15 protein-coding genes and 1 pseudogene are annotated in these 18,958 nt (G+C 49.1%); 8 read left to right on the top strand and 8 right to left on the bottom strand.

The genetic code is table 11. The features are described 5' to 3' along the window. Positions 1–1,397, top strand: a 1,397-nt coding sequence (locus BZG79_RS06210; protein WP_199877576.1) for an AsmA family protein, incomplete at its 5' end; no start/stop codon positions are given. A 53-nt stretch (positions 1,398–1,450) separates the two neighbouring features. Beyond that, positions 1,451–2,512, top strand: a complete 1,062-nt coding sequence (locus BZG79_RS06215; RefSeq protein ID WP_077678796.1) for a metal-dependent hydrolase — start codon at positions 1,451–1,453, stop codon at positions 2,510–2,512. Positions 2,513–2,569: 57 nt separating this feature from the next. Here BZG79_RS06215 and cobO read toward each other — a convergent pair whose 3' ends face one another. Next, the gene (gene cobO, locus BZG79_RS06220; RefSeq protein ID WP_077773976.1) at positions 2,570–3,160 is read right to left on the bottom strand and encodes a cob(I)yrinic acid a,c-diamide adenosyltransferase; all 591 of its coding nucleotides are present in this window, start codon (positions 3,158–3,160) and stop codon (positions 2,570–2,572) included. Positions 3,161–3,314: 154 nt separating this feature from the next. Between cobO and BZG79_RS06225 the strand changes: the two genes are divergently transcribed. Further along, entirely contained in the window at positions 3,315–3,803 is a 489-nt protein-coding gene (locus tag BZG79_RS06225) for a low molecular weight protein-tyrosine-phosphatase (RefSeq protein ID WP_077647408.1), read from the top strand. A gap of 99 nt (positions 3,804–3,902) precedes the next feature. Here BZG79_RS06225 and BZG79_RS06230 read toward each other — a convergent pair whose 3' ends face one another. After that, entirely contained in the window at positions 3,903–4,661 is a 759-nt protein-coding gene (locus BZG79_RS06230) for a DNA repair protein (protein WP_077575847.1), read from the bottom strand. A 366-nt stretch (positions 4,662–5,027) separates the two neighbouring features. Between BZG79_RS06230 and cysB the strand changes: the two genes are divergently transcribed. From cysB to BZG79_RS06245, 3 genes are all read left to right on the top strand, one after another. Next, on the top strand, positions 5,028–6,002 hold the full coding sequence (cysB, locus tag BZG79_RS06235; protein WP_021022404.1) for an HTH-type transcriptional regulator CysB: 975 nt from the start codon (positions 5,028–5,030) through the stop codon (positions 6,000–6,002). A gap of 72 nt (positions 6,003–6,074) precedes the next feature. Next, a complete protein-coding gene (locus BZG79_RS06240) occupies positions 6,075–7,343 on the top strand; it encodes a methyltransferase (RefSeq protein ID WP_199877577.1) in 1,269 nt (422 codons plus the stop codon). A 124-nt stretch (positions 7,344–7,467) separates the two neighbouring features. Continuing rightward, on the top strand, positions 7,468–7,998 hold the full coding sequence (locus BZG79_RS06245; RefSeq protein WP_199877578.1) for a sulfite exporter TauE/SafE family protein: 531 nt from the start codon (positions 7,468–7,470) through the stop codon (positions 7,996–7,998). A gap of 62 nt (positions 7,999–8,060) precedes the next feature. Here BZG79_RS06245 and tyrP read toward each other — a convergent pair whose 3' ends face one another. Continuing rightward, complete coding sequence (gene tyrP, locus BZG79_RS06250) at positions 8,061–9,233, bottom strand: tyrosine transporter TyrP (RefSeq protein ID WP_021022402.1); 1,173 nt, start codon at positions 9,231–9,233, stop codon at positions 8,061–8,063. A gap of 225 nt (positions 9,234–9,458) precedes the next feature. Between tyrP and BZG79_RS06255 the strand changes: the two genes are divergently transcribed. Next, positions 9,459–10,712 carry a CinA family nicotinamide mononucleotide deamidase-related protein gene (locus tag BZG79_RS06255; RefSeq protein ID WP_242414133.1) on the top strand — a complete coding sequence of 418 codons (1,254 nt, stop codon included), beginning with the start codon at positions 9,459–9,461 and terminating at the stop codon, positions 10,710–10,712. A gap of 47 nt (positions 10,713–10,759) precedes the next feature. Here BZG79_RS06255 and yfaE read toward each other — a convergent pair whose 3' ends face one another. From yfaE to ubiG, 5 genes and pseudogenes are all read right to left on the bottom strand, one after another. Beyond that, complete coding sequence (yfaE, locus tag BZG79_RS06260; protein WP_021022400.1) at positions 10,760–11,050, bottom strand: class I ribonucleotide reductase maintenance protein YfaE; 291 nt, start codon at positions 11,048–11,050, stop codon at positions 10,760–10,762. Continuing rightward, positions 11,047–12,180: a class Ia ribonucleoside-diphosphate reductase subunit beta gene (gene nrdB, locus BZG79_RS06265; protein ID WP_021022399.1), complete on the bottom strand. Its 1,134-nt coding sequence runs from the start codon at positions 12,178–12,180 to the stop codon at positions 11,047–11,049. The genes yfaE and nrdB overlap by 4 nt, the downstream gene beginning before the upstream one ends. A gap of 53 nt (positions 12,181–12,233) precedes the next feature. Next, positions 12,234–14,293: pseudogene (gene nrdA / locus BZG79_RS06270) on the bottom strand (class 1a ribonucleoside-diphosphate reductase subunit alpha). Between the two features lie 395 nt (positions 14,294–14,688). Beyond that, positions 14,689–15,345 (bottom strand): phosphoglycolate phosphatase, encoded by a 657-nt coding sequence (gene gph, locus BZG79_RS06275; protein ID WP_077460204.1) that lies wholly within the window; start codon positions 15,343–15,345, stop codon positions 14,689–14,691. A gap of 25 nt (positions 15,346–15,370) precedes the next feature. Then, positions 15,371–16,081: a bifunctional 2-polyprenyl-6-hydroxyphenol methylase/3-demethylubiquinol 3-O-methyltransferase UbiG gene (gene ubiG, locus BZG79_RS06280; RefSeq protein ID WP_021022396.1), complete on the bottom strand. Its 711-nt coding sequence runs from the start codon at positions 16,079–16,081 to the stop codon at positions 15,371–15,373. A gap of 310 nt (positions 16,082–16,391) precedes the next feature. On the opposite strand from ubiG, the gene gyrA reads away from it, so the two are divergent. Continuing rightward, the coding region (gene gyrA, locus BZG79_RS06285; protein WP_077773979.1) for a DNA topoisomerase (ATP-hydrolyzing) subunit A at positions 16,392–18,958 on the top strand (2,567 nt) is incomplete at its 3' end.

Consider the following 18,958-nt stretch of genomic DNA (forward strand, 5'->3'; position numbering starts at 1 on the left):
CCATCAATGAAGCCAATATTACCCTCGACCGTGTCGCCTTGGGTCAAGCGGCTCAGCTCGGCTTTAATATCAATGCGCAGACGTCAGAGCTAAAGGTTGAAACCTCTGGAAACGCACAAGTTACTGTGGCAGAAAGCCAAGACAAGGTCACAGTGCAGGGGTTGGACATGCTCACTCAGCTCTCGGGTGACGCATTACCCGGCGAGTCGCTGACTCAAGAGCTGGCGGCAGATATCGTCTTCGATGCCAAGCAGCAAACGTTAGATATCACTGAGATGACCAGCCGTCTTAATACTGACGAGGTGGTCATAGACGGTAAAGTGGCCATCAAGCTGGCAGATATCCCGCAAATTCGTTTTGCACTCAATACCAATCACATCGATCTCGATACCTTGTTACCGACAGACAATGCAGCGCCTCGTCAATCTGCAAACGAAAGTCAGTCTGGGTCCAATGATGAATCCAGCCCCAGTACGCAAACTGGGTCACTTAGCCAAGAAGAGCCTGATCTGAGAGTGTTGAAGACGCTGGATATTGCCGGCTCACTGGCGATGAAAGGGCTTACCGTGAGTAACGTTACCTTAGGACAAACACGCGCCACGGTTGCTATCAACCGTGGCAAAGTCGACGTGTCCGAGCTGATCACGCAAGCCTATGAAGGCAGGGTAGTTGTGCAAGGGATGTTAGATACCACTCAAACCCCCGCGCGCTATCAAGTGAGTAAAAAAGCACGCAACATTGCCATCTTGCCGTTATTGGAGGATGTCGCACAGGTTGATCTGCTTGAAGGCAAAGGCAATGTGGATATTAACCTCCAAGGTCAAGGTTTATCGCCTTATGCTCTCCGTCAGGCGATTCAGGGCAGTGCCGCGATTTTCTTTGAGGATGGCGCGATCAACGGCATTAACTTGGCACAAATGCTGAGAGAAGCAAAAGCGACGTTGAAAGGAGAAGCGACCAGCAACGCTGCCAACGATGTGCGCAAAACCGACTTTAGTGCGCTCACCGCCAGTTTTACCATCGGAAATGGCATGGCACGTACCAACGATTTGCTACTAGAAGCCCCAGCGCTGCGAGTCAGAAGTGAGGGGCAAACTGATTTGCTGAAAGAAACGTTAGATTTTGATGTGYTCACGTCTGTGGTTGAAACCAGCAAGGGTCAAGGCGGCAAAGATATTGATGAACTTCGTGATGTGACCATCCCAGTGACGGTGGCCGGTACCTGGCAATCGCCGAGTTATCAATTAGATATCAAGCAGCTACTCAGCAGCAACAAAGTCTTGGAAGAAAAGGCACGCAAAGAAGCACAGCGTGGGATTAAAAAGTTACTGGGTGATAAAGCGGATGATGACAAGGTAAAAGAGGCAACCGATAAACTGCTTAATTTATTCCAGTGATCGGTTTACAACTTTTTACGCTAATAAATCAAAACCTTGTTAAAGGATAAGCGATGGATTCTATTACCCAGGCGGCACTGGGCGCGGCGGTTGCTGGGTTAGTCTCGGGCAAGCGCTGTTCTCCAAAAGTGCTTTTGGCCGGTGCTGCATTGGGCACCTTACCTGACTTAGATGTGCTGATTGATTATGGCGATCCGGTGGCGAATACGGTCAACCACCGTGGATTCAGTCACTCATTATTTGTGCTGCCTTGGGTTGGTGCAATCATCGGATGGTGCGGGTGGCGATGGCGTCGTCAATGGCCGCTGTGGCAAGTCATGACGCTGGTGATCGCGGTGCTCGTGACACACCCGTTGTTGGATGCGATGACGGTTTATGGTACCAAGCTTTTTTGGCCGTTAGACGTGCCTTCGGTAGCAGTCGCCAGCCTGTTTATTATTGACCCACTTTATACGGTGCCCTTATTGGTCAGTGTTATCGCCGCGTGTATTTGGCGACATCGGGGCGCCAAAGCATGTGGTATCGGGTTGGCAGTCTCTACGCTCTACCTGGCCAGTTCGGTCTATCAGCTTGAAAAGATTGAAGTACGTGTTGCAACCCAAACCCAAGGAACCGACTTGGCAGGGCGGCCGCATATTATTATGCCCACCCCGTTTAACACGCTGCTGTGGCGAGTGGTGATTATCGGCGACGACCACTACTGGGAAGGACTCGCGTCACGCTTAGACAAAGATAAGAATATTCAATGGATCACGCGTCCTCGCGGACAATGGCCACTAGCGGGCTCGGAAACATTAATGGCACTTCGCACGTTTTCGCGTGATTTTATTCGCTTTGAAAATCGGAATGGGCAGCAGGTGGTGACCGACTTGCGTTTTGGCGTAGCAAACTATCAACCCTTTCAGTTTTTGCTTGCCGAGCAAGACGCCGAAGGGCAGTGGCAGCCAGTTATGCCTAAGCAGCTTGAGCCAGGGCCGCTACGAGACAGCGCCTTGCCAACCCTCTGGCAGCGATTGCTGGGTGATCAATCGATTGATGCGCGTTTGTGTCGCCAGTCTTGCCAAGAGGATGCCGTGGACAAGACGCAGTCGATATCGTTAAACGCGAAGCCCTGAGAAAAGCGGCGCTCAGGTTAACGTCAGCCACGGCTTTCTTTGTTTTTACTCGGTAGCTTACCAGTCAATGCCTTGGCGCGCTTTCACGCCGGCGTCGAAGGCATGCTTAACGTTTCTGACTTCCGAGACGGTATCTGCTATCTCAACTAAGCGGCGGTGTGCGCCACGCCCAGTGATGATAACGGATTGTTCGCTAGGGCGCTGTTGCAGCGCATCAATGACTTCATCGAGGCTGATATAGTCGTACGTGATCATGTAGGTGATCTCATCCAGTACCACTAAATCGTAGCGGTCATCCGCAAGCATCGCCTGACACGCTGCCCATATTTGCTGAGCGGCTTGGGTGTCTGCGGTTTTGTCCTGCGTATCCCAGGTAAAACCGGTACTCATCACGTGAAAGTCGACACCATGTTGGCTCAGTAAATCCCGCTCTCCACAAGCCCACGTGCCCTTGATGTACTGAGCTACGCCACACTTTAGCCCATGGCCGGAGGCCCGCGCCACTGTGCCAAACGCGGATGTCGATTTACCTTTACCATTGCCTGTTATGATCAGGAGGAGCCCTTTTTCTTGTTGCGCGGCTTCAATTCGAGCATCAACTTTTTCTTTTAACTTTTGCTGACGTTGCTTGTGTCCTTGTTCTGACATACGATTTCTAACCCCAAATAAACGTTACACCATAGTAAAGCGACGTCATGCTTCATGCTACCCATAACAACGCAAAGGCAAGCAGATTGAAGCGACTAGGCATCTGAGTGTCGACTTGATAGAGTAAAACTTTACCAATAAGGAGACTCTATCGATGACACCCCCAAAAAATGTGCCGAGTCTATTGGTGGTTTGCTTAGGCAATATTTGTCGTTCACCGACGGCAGAAGCGGTATTACGCGCCCGTGCCCAGACGAGAGGGATCATGGTGAACATTGATTCTGCGGGGACAGCAGGTTATCACCAAGGTAATCCGCCAGATAAGCGGAGCCAACAGGCAGGTCAAGCGAGAGGGTACTCGTTTGCCGGTATTCGAGCCCGTCAAGTGCGGCAGGAAGATTTTGCGGATTTCGATATGATCTTAGCGGCCGATGAAAATAACTTGGCCGACCTGCACGCACAATGCCCGGCTGATTACCAAAACAAACTGTCTCTGTTTCTCAGTTGGGGAGAGCAGACGGAGGGTGCGATCCCTGATCCTTATTACGGCGGCGACGATGGATTTGAGCACGTACTGGACTTATTGGAGCAAGCGGCAGACGGTGTGTTAGACCATATTGTTGCAAAGACCAACGCGCAATAGAAGCAGTTAAGACCACAGCCAGTTAAAACACGCATAGACACGCGGGGCATGAAAAAAGGCGCTGTCATCAAGCGCCTTTTGGATTTGTGATGAGAGACGCTACCATTTTTTCTTGGGGGCAAATAGCTCGTCCAATTCGCTTTTCTCTTCTTCTTGCTCGGACTGCAATTTCTCATGACCGCTGTTTAGCGTATGAGTGATATCGCTGTGCATTTTTTCAAGATGCTGTTTCATCTCTGACGAGTATTCATCGGTCTTTGGACTGACGACATCGATCGCTTTTTTCAGTAATTGCTGCGCCGTGCCCATTTGACCTTTATTTTTCGCATCGTTGGCACGTTTAATCACGTTCTCAATATTTATCTTGAGCTGCATTTGCTCTAGTCGCGCGTTTTCCGATACAAAAGCTTGCGTTGCCAAGCGGCCTTTCGAATGCTCGGCTTTAACCACTGAGCGCAAGCGCTTGACGAGTTTGAGCATCGATATTGCCTCTCGGTCGTTATGAGGCACTTTAAACGATGTCGAGTCTCGGTTGGAGTAGCTTTGTTTGACCTGATCGATTTGAGCCTGGGTCGCACTAATTCGTTGCTTAATTGACTTATCCGATGGATCGACCTCGTACATGGCTTTCAAGGAATCCAAGATCTTTTTGTTCAAGCACGCCAGTAACGTCCCGCTATAGGGTAGATTATGCGCATTGCCAATCAGCTCTTCTGTCGCATCGATGACGGCAATGTGCTTCGCCATTTCTTGGCGCTTGTGAGACTCGATTTGCTTTCGTTGTTGAGCCAATATGTTGTAGCCGACAATCAGGCCGAGCAATATGACACAAAGGCCAGCTATCAAGGCAATATTCATAATTTAGCGTCGATGTTCCTTGCAATAAACTCAACTGGTTAAGATACACCATCTCGACTGACAGAGATAGCATCAATCGAAAGGTGAAAGCTGCATGAGTGATCCGCCTCTAACTCTGAGCGTTGCGGCCTCGTCGAATGCGCCTTTATGAGTGTGGCCCATGATCTCGCGATCTGCGATAAAGTTGTTGCAATAAAATACTATTTGCGATCGAGTCGGTTAGAATGACAGGGTAAATTGCTTAGTGAATGTGCAATCGCTAACGTTTATATAACCAAAGCCTATTAAATAGTCGAATTTGGGTATATAAATGAGTGATATAAAACCATGCTGCCACTTAACCCACGAGGCTGACGCGTCTGCACTATGAAATTACAACAGCTTAGATATATCGTTGAAGTCGTTAACCACAACCTTAACGTATCTGCGACGGCGGAAAGTTTGTATACCTCTCAACCTGGGATTAGCAAACAAGTCAGGCTGTTGGAAGATGAGCTAGGCGTACAAATATTCGAACGAAGTGGTAAGCATTTAACGCAAGTAACACCAGCCGGTGAGGCGATTGTCGAGATCTCACAAAGCATTTTATCACGAGTAGAAAGCATCAAAGCGGTCGCTAGTGAGCATACTCATCCTGAAATGGGGAACCTCAATATATCGACCACCCATACGCAAGCGCGTTATGCATTACCCGACGTGATCAAAGCCTTTACCAAGCGGTACCCGAAAGTGTCCTTGCATATGCACCAGGGGACACCGACGCAAATATCCAGTTCAGTGGCAAAGGGGACGTCTGACTTTGCCATTGCAACCGAAGCATTTCATCTCTACGAAGATTTGGTGATGCTGCCTTGTTATCACTGGAACCGCTCGATCATTGTCACGCCCGATCATCCTTTAGCACAAAAAACGGATCTCAGTATTGAGGATCTCGCGGCCTATCCGCTCGTAACGTATGTGTTTGGGTTTACAGGGCGATCTGAGCTGGATGAAGCCTTCCATCGCGCTAACCGCACACCGAAAATTGTATTCACAGCAACGGATGCGGATGTGATTAAAACCTATGTGAAGTTAGGCCTAGGTGTGGGCGTGATCGCGAGCATGGCCATGGATAGTCATGCTGATGCAGATTTGGTTGCCATCGATGCGAGTCATATTTTCGGTGCGAGCACCACCAAGATAGGCTTCCGTAAAGGAACCTTTCTTCGTAGTTATATGTATGACTTTATTGAGCGTTTTGCGCCGCATTTGACCCGAAATGTGATTGACCAAGCGGTTGCACTGCGTACCAATGAAGAAATTGATGCTATGTTCAAGGACATTCCGCTTCCGGTTCGATAAACTGTTTAAAACGACGAGGCTGCTGAGGCAGCCTTTTTTGATCACGCACTCATCAATACCTTCATGCCAATCATGTCATCTTTATCGTTCAGCGACCAATTTAATCAGTTAACCAATCTGTTGATACAGCACCAAAATCTGTGGCGACCGATGCCGATGGCGCATACTCAGCTTCCTTGGCAAGACGACGGACCGCTTTGCCAATGGCTCGCCACGTTAGATAATACGCAGCTCGCGGCGTTAAACGCGGATCCAGACGCTGTGATAAAAAAACTCGCGACCTGGTGGCCAGCGTTAAACCAGTTACCTGCGTTAGTCTCAGTACCGATGGCGCAACATACTGATATTGAAATTGATTCGCGCTTGAATGTTGGTGTGCCGGGACGCAAATGGGCGCAAATACAGGCGTATTTAGGCGCGATGCCGCAAACAGATAAGACGGCGTGTTATTTAGAGTGGTGCGCTGGAAAAGGATACTTAGGACGCGGTGTCGCGGCGATCACAGGTAAACCAGTAGAAAGCGTAGAATGGCAATCGGAACTGTGCGAACAGGGACAAACTTTCGCGGATCAAAAGGCGCTCCCGATGCAGTTTTACTCGTTAGATGCAATGAGTGAGGCGGCAACAGTCGTCATTGCCGGTTGTGAGCACGGGCTGGCGTTGCACGCGTGTGGCGACTTACACGTAAAGCTTCTTCAAAAGGCGGTCGCAACGGGTATGCGTGCACTAACGGTTTCACCTTGTTGTTATCATTTAATTCGCGGAGATAGGTATCAACCTTTATCCGCACAGGCGCAGGAAGCCGCCCTGACGCTTTCAAAAGCAGATTTAAAGCTCGCGGTTCAAGAGTCCGTCACTGGCGGGCAGCGGGTGCGCCGTCAACNCCGTCAACGCGAGCAGGAGGTCACTTATCGGTTGGGCTTTGATGAATGGCAACGTGACTATCAACAATCTGAGCACTATTTACCGCTACCCGCACTCAAAAAGTCACAGCTTACCCAAGGATTCGCTGCCTTTTGCCGCTGGGGGGCCGCGCAAAAAGGGCTTACATTCCCCGGCGACTTTGATCAGACTCACTACTTGGCTCGAGGCGAAGCAAGGTTTCTCGTGCTGGAGAAAATCAATCTAATTAAAAGTGCATTTCGGCGCGCCATGGAGCTGTGGCTAGTGTTTGATCGTGTTTTATATCTTCAACAACATGGATACCGTGTCACGCTAACCCAGTTTTGTGAACGCGAACTCACGCCAAGAAACCTCCTTATTCATGCAGAGCGTACTCATGGCGACCATGTTCATGGCGACCATATTCACATAAAAAAGAAACGACGTAATAACAATTAAGCACGTGCATAACGTGTTACGCCTAGTTGACAATATCTAGCGCGCCAAAGCCGGATGGTACTCGCTGCCGCGACTGAAAATGGGTACACTGGCGGTAAATAGTTTAATGTTAAGAAACTTTATTATGCCAGATATTGGTGTGTCGATTGCGGTNTACTTCGGCCGAGTGCCAGGCACCGCAGTTGCGGGCGGGATCATGTTGGTAGTCACAACACAAATGCTTGAAATTATTATAGGTGCTGCCGTCTTGCTCGCTGTGTTTGCCAGTGTGATGCGCTTTAATATTGCCCCCAACCGGCGTAACTTTTTTATCGCTGGGTTTACGTCGGGAGTCATGGGAACAACGACCAGTATCGGTGGTCCACCGATGGCGCTTGTGTTACAGCATGCAGAGGTGAATAAAATGCGCGCCTGTTTGGCAGGCTACTTTGTTGTGAGCTGCATTTTGTCTTTAATCGCCTTGAGCGCGACCGATTATCTAACCTGGTGGCATGTTAAACAAGCGGCATTTGCCGTTCCTGCCGTATTGCTGGCGACCTGGTTGGCTTACCGTATTGCGCCACGTGTTAAACCGCAATTTGTTCGCCGAGCGATGCTAATACTCTGTACATTGGCGGGGATAAGTACATTGGCGCGCGGACTTATCGGTGCTTAAAGGTCGCACCCCATTAGCGTGGGGGCGACCGATGGTGTGAATCAAGGTCGGCCCTCGGTGTGTTATCCGATAAATTGCGCTGCGACAACCGTGATACCGCCGACCATTGCCAGGCTCAATCCAAGATTACCGCCAATGACTTGATAGTGCTCGTCAGTTGAGACCGTCTGGCGTGCCTTACGCACCATCAAAACCGGGAGTACCACGGCAAGAATGACGAGTGCGATCGCGGCGTATCCTAACGCTGTGATAAAACCCTGCGGATAATACAGCGCAAAGACCAACGGTGGGAGGTAGGTAATAGCCGCTGTTTGTAAGCGCCCACGCACGCTATCTTGGCGGTTAAAGCTGTCGGAGATAAAGTCAAACAAGCCTAAACTGACGCCGAGAAAAGACGTAGCTAGTGCTAAATCGGCGAACAGTGAGATGCTTGAAGCGATATAGTCTTGTTGAACCACTGATTGGATAATTGCCACAAACTGGGACAGTTCACCGTTTTGTACCAAGGTAGACTGTGCCACCGTACCGAGGCTGGCTACTTGCCAAAAGATATACAAGGCCAACGGAAGGGTTGAGCCAACAATCATGACCTTTCTTAGCGAAGGTAAGTCGATCCCGACGTATCGCACAATAGAAGGAATACTGCCGTGGAAGCCAAAAGACGTGAAAATGACCGGTAACGCGGCAACCAGCAAACCTCGTTCAACGGGCATTTCGACTAAGTTGATGCTAGAGACATGAGGCGTCAGTAGGGTTAAGGCCAAGATTAAGAATAATAACTTAATGGTGAATAACCCGCGGTTAATTAAATCCACTTTACTGGTGCCCAATGTCACCACAAGACCGAAAACCAGCGTAAATAAAACGGCGCCTGCCGCAGGTGGTAGCTCAATGGCCGACCATTGCGCCAGCTTTTCATTTAATTGGCTGCCCCCGCCTGCAATGTATGCGGCACAAAGTGAGTAGAATAAAAAGAGCATCGCAAACGACGCCAGCCATTTTCCTTTATTCCCCAAAAACTGTTTCGCTAAACTGTGCAATGTCGCGTCGGCCTCTGCGAACTGATGCACTTCTAACATCAGTAAGGCGGTGTAGGTCATTAAGGCCCACATCGCACCCATGAGTGCCATCGATGCGCCAAACCCGATGCCGGCAGAGGCAAGAGGCAACGCCAGCATACCGGCGCCAATGGTTGTGCCCGCAATAATGAGCGAACTTCCGAGTACTTTATTCATATTATGTTTAACCAATGTTAATAAATAGTTAATTGTTGTGTTCGCACAAAAGATAACCTGAATTTATTCGTATTGTGCATCGTCTAGACAGATAAAAAAACGGCTTTGTGTAATGTTACAGGTACGGTGTTGTAAAATAAAGTGTACGATAAGGGTGGGGTAGTGCATTGTGCCGTCTAATGTCATAATCAAGGTCGGATGATCGCGACAACAAGGAGCGGCAAGGTGGACAAACAACAACATGAAACCCCATTGCCACGGATCGCAATGCTCTCGACAGGTGAAGAGGTATTGCTGGGTGATATTACCGATACCAACGCCGCCTGGCTTTCAAGAGTATTATTTGAAAACGGGCTGGCGATGTCTCGTCGTGTGACTATCGGCGATGAACTTGATGATATGGCGATTGAGCTTGTACGCCTGTCACAAACGGAAGAGGTCGTGATCGTAAATGGCGGATTAGGACCGACCACGGATGATTTAACCACGGCGGCCATGGCTGCTGCGATGGGGGTAGAGTTAACCCTCAATGAAGCGTGGTTAGACGAGTTAAAACAGCGGTTTGAGCGTCGAGGCCGGCCGATGGCCCAAAGTAACCTCAAGCAGGCGATGCTGCCAGAAGGCGCAAGGTTAATTGATAACCCCAAAGGCACTGCTTGTGGCTTTCACTGTGAGCTCAACGGATGTCACTTTTACTTTACGCCCGGAGTGCCTTCTGAGTTTTTCTCAATGGTTGAACAGCAAATTCTTCCTGAGTTGTTACACAATTACCCAGCCAAAGCGCGATCGTGTTACCGTTTATTTACATTTGGGCTGTCAGAGTCGGGGATAAGCGATGTGATGGCATCGTTAGTGCTTCCCAATAGTGCAACACTCGGGTATCGCTCCAGCTTGCCGTTTATTGAAGTTAAGTTGTTCATCGAGGCGGATCATGTTGAAAAAGATGCGGTTCTGGACGCGTTACGGCATCGTCTTGCGGACTATGTCGTGTCCTTTTCTGAGCCGATGACGGCGGCATTAGCTGCGGATATCAATCATCACGGTGTGGTGTTAAAAGTTGCGGAACAATTCACTGGTGGTTGGCTGGCGAGCACTTTAAACGGTCAGGCGGCACATCTGGTTGAGCAGGGGTGGGTAATGTCGAATGCGCATGTGCCAGAGCAAGCGGTCGCTAATCCCTTAGCCGCGTCATTAGCGATGGCAAGTGCGACGACGTCGCCAGGACAGCGTCAAATCGGACTTGCTTGCGGACCTGAGCTTCACGGCCAGATATGTGTGGCGATTTCTACCCCAGAAGGTGAATGGGGGCAGCGGCTTATTTTTAAGCGACACCTTTCAAATGACGATGCACGTTGTTATATGGCGACGGTCTTATTAGACATGCTACGGCGTTATCTTAGTGGTGAAGCCGTTATTGCGGATTATGCATCCTTAACTCGCCACGACGACATTTTTATCGATGCACAGACGCTGGCGTAGAGAAGGTTACAGAAAAGAAGAACACGCCACGAGGCGGTGACTGTCGGTCACGCCTCGTTCACTTGTTTTTTAATGCATGCCGGTTGGTAGTCAAAGACAATTGAGACGTTAGTTTGTGGGGCACTTTGGCAGGCAAGGATTTCCCCGGGCATCACGAAAGCCATGGCATCGTGTTGAGTGACCGAACCTTGATTAAGTTTACAGCGACACGCACCACACAGACCACTTCGGCACTGATATTCAGGCTGAATGCCAGCATTTTCTAGTTGTTCAAGCAAGTTTTGGTGGGTGTTGCCACCCACCTCCACGCCATTCACGTCGATAGTGATACGGGTCATAGTTCAAAATCACCGAAGTCTTCAACGCTGACTTCATTGTCGATCTGTCCAACCAAGTAGGAGCTAATCTCCGCTTCTTGTGGGGCAACTTGCACGTTATCTGATGACAACCATGCATTAATCCAAGGAATGGGGTTTTGGGTTGCATCGTCGTACGCGGGGGCGAGGCCAACAGCGGACATACGCAGGTTGGTAATGTATTCCACGTATTGACACAAGATGTCTTTGTTCAACCCAATCATGGAGCCATCACGGAATAGATACTCGGCCCAATCCTTCTCTTGCTCGGCGGCTTTTTTAAACAGATCAAAGCATTCCTGCTCGCATTCTTTTGCGATCTCAGCCATTTCAGGATCGTCCTGACCGCTCCGCAGAATATTGAGCATATGTTGTGTGCCGGTCAGGTGCAGCGCTTCGTCACGCGCGATAAATTTAATGATCTTGGCGTTACCTTCCATTAATTCGCGCTCGGCAAACGCAAACGAACAGGCAAAGCTGACGTAGAAGCGAATCGCTTCAAGTGCATTCACTGACATTAAACACAAATACAACTGACGTTTTAGGGCACGCAAGCTCACGGTGACGGTATGACCGTTAATGGTGTGTGTGCCTTCACCAAGCTGATGATAGTAGTTGCTTAGTTGAATAAGATCGTCGTAATACTGCGCAATATCTTCGGCGCGCTTTTGAATGTGTTCATTCATCACAATGTCGTCAAAGACAACCGCTGGATCAGCGACAATATTACGAATGATATGTGTGTAAGAGCGCGAATGAATGGTTTCTGAGAAACTCCACGTTTCAATCCAGGTCTCTAGCTCCGGAATGGACACCAATGGAAGCAGTGCCACATTTGGGCTACGACCTTGGATAGAATCCAATAATGTTTGATACTTCAAGTTACTGATGAAAATATGCTTTTCATGTTCAGGTAGCTTGTTGTAGTCAATACGGTCGCTTGATACATCGACTTCTTCTGGGCGCCAAAAGAAAGACAGCTGCTTTTCGATCAGCTTTTCAAAAATCTCATATTTTTGCTGGTCATAACGGGCAACGTTGACCGATTGGCCCAAGAACATCGGTTCTTTAAGCGGATCGTTGTTAATTTTAGAAAACGTACTGTAAGCCATGAATCTTATTAACCTCTAGAAAAGGGCCCGGGTGGGGCCCTTCGCATATTGTGTTAGATCTTACATGCGCCGCCGGCACAATCATCATCGGCAGCTTGTGCCGCGCTTGAGTCGGATTGACCGTCCGTCGCGCCATCACGGGTGTTGTGATAATACAGGGTTTTTACCCCTAATTTATAAGCTGTGAGCAGATCTTTAAGCAGTTGGTTCATAGGAACTTTACCGCTTGCATGTCGGCTCGGATCATAATTGGTGTTGGCAGAAATCGCTTGGTCAACGAATTTTTGCATGATACCCACTAACTGTAAGTAACCCTCATTGCTACCAATGTTCCAGAGCAGTTCGTAGTTATTTTTATATTTATCATACTCCGGTACCACCTGCTTTAAGATGCCATCTTTTGATGCTTTGACCGAGACAAAACCACGCGGTGGCTCAATGCCATTGGTGGCATTTGAGATTTGCGAAGACGTCTCAGACGGCATCAGCGCTGTCAGGGTCGAGTTACGCAAACCATGGGTTTGAATATCCTTACGTAGGGTTTCCCAATCCAGATGAAGCGGTTCGTTGCAAATCGCGTCTAAATCTTTTTTATACGTATCAATAGGGAGAATGCCCTGTGCATAGGTGGTTTCATTAAAGGCTGGACATGCGCCTTTCTCTTTCGCCAGCTCTACCGATGCACGCAATAAGTGGTATTGAATGGCTTCAAAGGTACGATGCGTGAGGCCATTCGCACTGCCATCCGAATAACGCACGCCATGTTTAGCCAGGTGGTATGCGAAGTTAATAACACCCACACCGAGCGTACGACGGTTCATGGTCGCTTTACGTGCGGCGGGCAATGGATAGTCTTGGTAATCTAACAAGGCATCCAGTGCACGAATGGTCAATTCAGCCAGCTCACCCAACTCATCGAGTGATTCAAGCGCACCCAGGTTAAAGGCCGAGAGGGTACACAGTGCAATTTCACCGTTCTCGTCTTCAACATTATTCAGTGGCTTAGTGGGGAGGGCAATCTCCAGACACAGGTTCGACTGACGAATCGGCGCAACAGATGGATCAAACGGGCTATGCGTATTGCAATGATCCACATTTTGAATGTAAATACGGCCTGTTGACGCACGCTCTTGCATCATCAGTGAGAACAAATCCACGGCTTTAACGGTTTCACGCTGGATTGATTCATCTGCTTCGTACTGGGTATACAGACGCTCAAATTCTTCTTGGTTTTCAAAGAATGCGTCATAGAGCCCTGGCACATCTGATGGTGAGAACAACGAAATGTTGCCACCTTTAAGCAAACGGGTGTACATCAGCTTGTTAATTTGTACCCCGTAGTCCATATGGCGGACACGGTTCTCTTCGACGCCTCGGTTATTTTTTAATACCAGCAGCGATTCAACTTCACGGTGCCACATCGGGTAGAACAAAGTCGCTGCACCACCACGTACGCCACCTTGTGAGCAACATTTCACCGCGGTTTGGAAATACTTATAAAAAGGGATACAGCCGGTGTGGAAAGCTTCACCGCCACGAATAGGGCTACCCAGTGCACGAATGAAGAGGCAAACAAACAGGCAGCGACCATCATGTACAAGAACTGCGCGCTCTCGTAAATCTCACCGGTGACTCGGTTTTGTACCAGGTATTTACCTTCCAGCTGTTTGACGGCCGCATACGAGAAGTTCATATCACGCCAGTGATCGAGATAGCCATCCAGGGTCTCGAGCTCTTCGAGGCTGTAGTCTTCCAAAATGTGTTTATCGTATTTGCCTTTCTCAACCATGCCTTTTACATGATCAACCAGCTTAGGTGGCTCGAATTGGCCATAGGCTTTTTTACGTAAATGGAAGACAGCCAAACGCGCCGCGAGATATTGATAATCCGGGCTTTCTTCAGAGATAAGGTCGGCAGCGGCTTTGATGATTGTCTCGTGGATATCTTCAGTGCGCATGCCATCGTAAAACTGGATGTGAGAGCGCATCTCAACCAGAGAAACGGAAACGTTTGAGAGGCCTTCGGCAGCCCAAGTCACAACGCGATGGATTTTGTCGAGGTTTAAGTTTTCTTTGCGTCCATCACGCTTTAATACGGTAATTTCTTGGTTCATTTGTATGCTTTCCCAATATTTCCTTGCCAAACTGCTCTTTTTGCAAGTTCTTATAAAATGCTGATGATTTTTTGGTCGGCCTCTATGCGGACGTTGCGTCGTTCATACACTATATATAGGGGTCGGCGTGTAAGTCGGTTACAAGATAGTGATATAGGCGCACTTTTGCAAGCCAATCTGACGGCCTTAGGGTGTGGATATCTTGGGGATGTTATCCTTAAAGTTAGTAACTACCAACCTACTGGCTCAAGGCCGCCAAGATTAATGAAAATTTCAATCACTGAAAGGCAAAAATTAGCAATAAAAAAAATTTATTTTGGTTGATCTTAGTCATGATCAGTGATCGGTTTTAACTGATTGAAAAGCCAGCAAACCCCACAAAATGTGGGGTGTGACTAGGATCCAAGAAAGGCGCTAAGCTGTGTTGGTGTGGTAAAAATATGATCTGCTTCCCAATTGCTAATTAGCGCCGGATCACCCACATATCCCCAGCCAGCAACAATCGACTTCATATTCGCTGCATGAGCCGCCCGAGTATCATTTTCGATATCTCCGACGTAGAAGCAGCACTCTGGCGCACAATCAAGCGTTTTGGCCGCTTCTAAAAGAGGTAATGGATGCGGCTTAGCGTGCGCATAAGTATCGGCACCCACAATCACTTGTGCCGCTTGCAGACGCGGAAAGTGGTCGAGTAACTGATGAGTGAGCCCTTCAGGCTTATTGGTCACAATGCCCCAACGCATCGCTAAATGCGCCAATTTATCCAGCAGTGCATCAATACCTGGATACACCTGCGTCCCTTGGCAAATCGCTTGGCCATAATGATAAAGAAAGCGCGCACGTAAGGCGATAGGATCTTGATGTTTTGCTTGCTCGCCAAATCCGGCCGTGAGCAGCCCTCGCGCCCCAAAACTGGTGTGGGTGTATATTTGCTCCGCGGTCAAAGGCGGCAGGTCAAATTCGGCTAAAACACGATTCGCAGCTTCACCCATATCGGGCGCAGTATCGAGCAGGGTGCCATCAAGATCAAAGAGGATGGTCGACGGAGTCATGCCAGCTTGCTTCCTTTTCAGTCGGTTAGGGGGCCTGAGTATGAACGAGATAATTCACATCGACATTGGTATTCGACAGCTTATAGGTGTCGAAAAACGGATTATAGTGCAACCCAGTCATATCTTGGGCATTAAGCGAGGTGTTATCAATCATTGTCATCAGCTCTGAGGGCCGAATAAATTTATGATGCTCGTGGGTGCCTTTCGGGACTAACTTCAGAATGTGCTCGGCACCGACAATCGCAAATAGCCAGGATTTTGTATTGCGATTTAAGGTTGAGAAAAAGACATGACCACCCGGTTTAACCATTTGGGCACAGGCGTGAATGACAGAGGCGGGCTCAGGGACATGCTCTAGCATCTCCATACATGTCACTACATCGTATTGCTGGACAAAGCTACTGGCGTGTTCTTCGGCTGTTGATTGGATGTATTGAACATCGACGCCCGCTTCAAGCGCGTGGAGTCGGGCAACGGTGAGTGGCTCTTTACCCATATCTAAGCCGGTGACGTCGGCGCCTTCTTGCGCCATGCTTTCTGCAAGGATCCCGCCACCGCAGCCGACATCGAGCACCTTCTTACCAAATAGTCCACCGGCTTTGGCCATCACATAGTCAAGACGCAGAGGATTGATTTGGTGTAGAGGCTTAAACTCACCCTCTAAATCCCACCAACGTGATGCCATGTCTTCAAACTTTTGAATTTCTGCCGGATCGACATTTGATACCTGAGTCATAACTACAGCTTCCTTATCGGTTTTGCTGCATTATAGCGAAATCCAACACGATAAAAAGAAGCCTATCTATCAGCGCGACGTGATACATCAGGCCAGCGTGCTCAGACACCGTGTGGGCTTATATTCTTAAAAATGCATAGCCAGATACGGAAGTGGTGGGTTTTTATCCGTATAGACGCATTCAGAGCGTCTACTAACGAGATCCGTGATACATCTTGGCCATATTCACGTGTCTCGTAGAAGGCTTTGTGTTATTCTCCGTGGTCACGTATTTGAATACGCAAACATTATTTTGAGGGATGTTGGCTCCATGAGCGATCTTGCTAAAGAGATCACGCCAGTCAATATCGAAGAGGAGCTGAAAAGCTCATACCTCGACTATGCAATGTCCGTCATTGTTGGCCGAGCTCTTCCTGACGTGCGTGATGGCCTAAAGCCAGTACACCGCCGCGTATTATTCGCGATGAACGTACTAGGCAACGACTGGAACAAGCCATATAAGAAATCGGCCCGTGTGGTCGGTGATGTGATCGGTAAGTATCACCCACACGGTGATAGTGCGGTTTACGACACCATTGTGCGAATGGCGCAGTCATTCTCGCTACGCTACAGGTTGGTAGATGGTCAAGGTAACTTCGGTTCTATTGACGGCGATTCTGCGGCGGCGATGCGTTACACCGAAGTGCGCATGGCAAAAATTGCCCATGAACTGCTCGCCGATCTTGATAAAGAAACCGTGGATTATGTGCCAAACTACGATGGCACTGAACAAATCCCGGATGTGTTGCCAACACGCGTACCTAACCTGCTCGTCAACGGTGGGTCAGGCATTGCGGTCGGGATGGCAACCAACATCCCACCTCACAACTTAACCGAAGTGGTTAATGGTTGTCTGGCTTACATCGATAACGAAGATATTACCATCGACGAGTTGATGGACTACATCCCAGGCCCTGACTTTCCAACCGCGGCAATGATCAATGGCCGTAAAGGGATTGAAGACGCTTACAAAACGGGCCGTGGTAAAGTTTACTTACGTGCCAAAGCGGATATCGAAACAGAAAAAAATGGTAAAGAGACCATCGTTGTTAACGAGATCCCTTACCAAGTCAACAAAGCGCGTTTGATTGAAAAAATCGCCGAGTTGGTAAAAGACAAAAAAATCGATGGTATTTCTGCACTGCGTGATGAGTCGGATAAAGACGGCATGCGGATTGTCATCGAATGTCGCCGCGATGCGGTTGCGGAAGTGGTTCTAAATAACCTTTACGCGCAAACGCAATTGCAGACATCGTTCGGTATCAACATGGTGGCGCTGGACAACAACCAGCCGAAGCTTTTCAACTTGAAAGAAATGTTGAAATGCTTTGTCAATCACCGCCGCGAAGTGGTTACACGTCGAACGGTTTACGAATTACGTAAAGCACGCGATCGTGCCCATATCCTGGAAGGGCTCGCGGTCGCGCTTGCTAACATCGATGAAGTGATTGAACTGATTCGTCAAGCACCAACACCWGCTGTTGCCAAGCAAGAGTTACAAGACCAAGGTTGGAAACTCGGTGGCGTATCGGCAATGCTTGAAGCGGTTGGGGGCGAAAATGCCCGTCCAGAGTGGCTCGCGGCAGAATTTGGTGCCCGCAACGATGGGTCTTACTATCTCACTGAGCAACAAGCGCAAGCGATCTTGGATCTGCGTTTGCACAAGCTTACTGGGCTTGAGCACGAAAAGATCTTAGACGAGTACAAAGGGCTTCTAGAGCAAATCGCGGAGCTATTACACATCTTAGCGAGCACTGAGCGCTTGATGGAGGTCATCCGTGAAGAGCTGGAAGCGGTGCGTGATAGCTATGGTGATAAACGTCTAACTGAGATCACTGCGGCAAGTGCCGACATTGATATCGAAGATCTGATCAACCAAGAAGATGTGGTAGTGACGTGGTCACACGACGGGTACGTCAAGTACCAAGCGTTGAGTGACTATGACGCGCAACGTCGTGGTGGTAAAGGCAAATCGGCGACGCGCATGAAAGATGAAGACTTCATCGAGCGTCTATTGGTGGCAAACACCCACGACACCATCTTATGCTTCTCCACCCGTGGCCGCATGTACTGGCTGAAAGTTTATCAATTGCCGCATGCGTCACGTAATGCCCGTGGTAAGCCGATTGTTAACTTACTCCCGCTTGAAGACGGTGAGCGAATTACCGCTATTCTACCGGTGCGTGAGTACGAGGAAGACAAGTATGTCTTTATGGCAACCGCACACGGCACGGTGAAGAAAACGCCGTTGACTGACTTTAGTCGTCCACGTAGCGCCGGTATTATTGCGGTGAACTTACGTGACAACGATAGTCTGATTGGCGCGCAGCTCACCGACGATAGCAGCGAAGTCATGTTGTTCTCGCAATTCGGTAAAGTCGTGCGGTTTGTCGCCTCAAATGACACCGTGCGTGCAATGGGTCGTACCGCTGCAGGGGTGCGAGGTATTCGATTGGCCGAGAATGACCAAGTTGTCTCGCTGATTATCCCGCAAGCCGGCGCTGAGATCCTAACCGTCACCGAAAACGGCTTTGGTAAACGCACTGCTTTGGATGAATATCCGACCAAGAGTCGTGCAACCAAAGGGGTGGTATCGATCAAAGTTTCCGAGCGTAACGGTGATGTCGTGAGTGCCATTCAGGTGTGTGAAGGCGACGAGCTGATGATGATCACCAATGCGGGCACACTAGTACGTACTCGCGCCGAAGAAGTGAGCCAAGTGGGTCGAAATACTCAAGGTGTTCGTCTGATCCGCGTCAGCGATGACGAGAAAGTAGTTGGCCTACAGCGTATTGAAGAGCCTGATGAAGAAGAAATGGAAGCGCTGGCGAATGAAGC

Source organism: Salinivibrio sp. MA427 (genome assembly GCF_001996115.1).
GTDB classification, from domain to species: Bacteria; Pseudomonadota; Gammaproteobacteria; order Enterobacterales; family Vibrionaceae; genus Salinivibrio; species Salinivibrio costicola.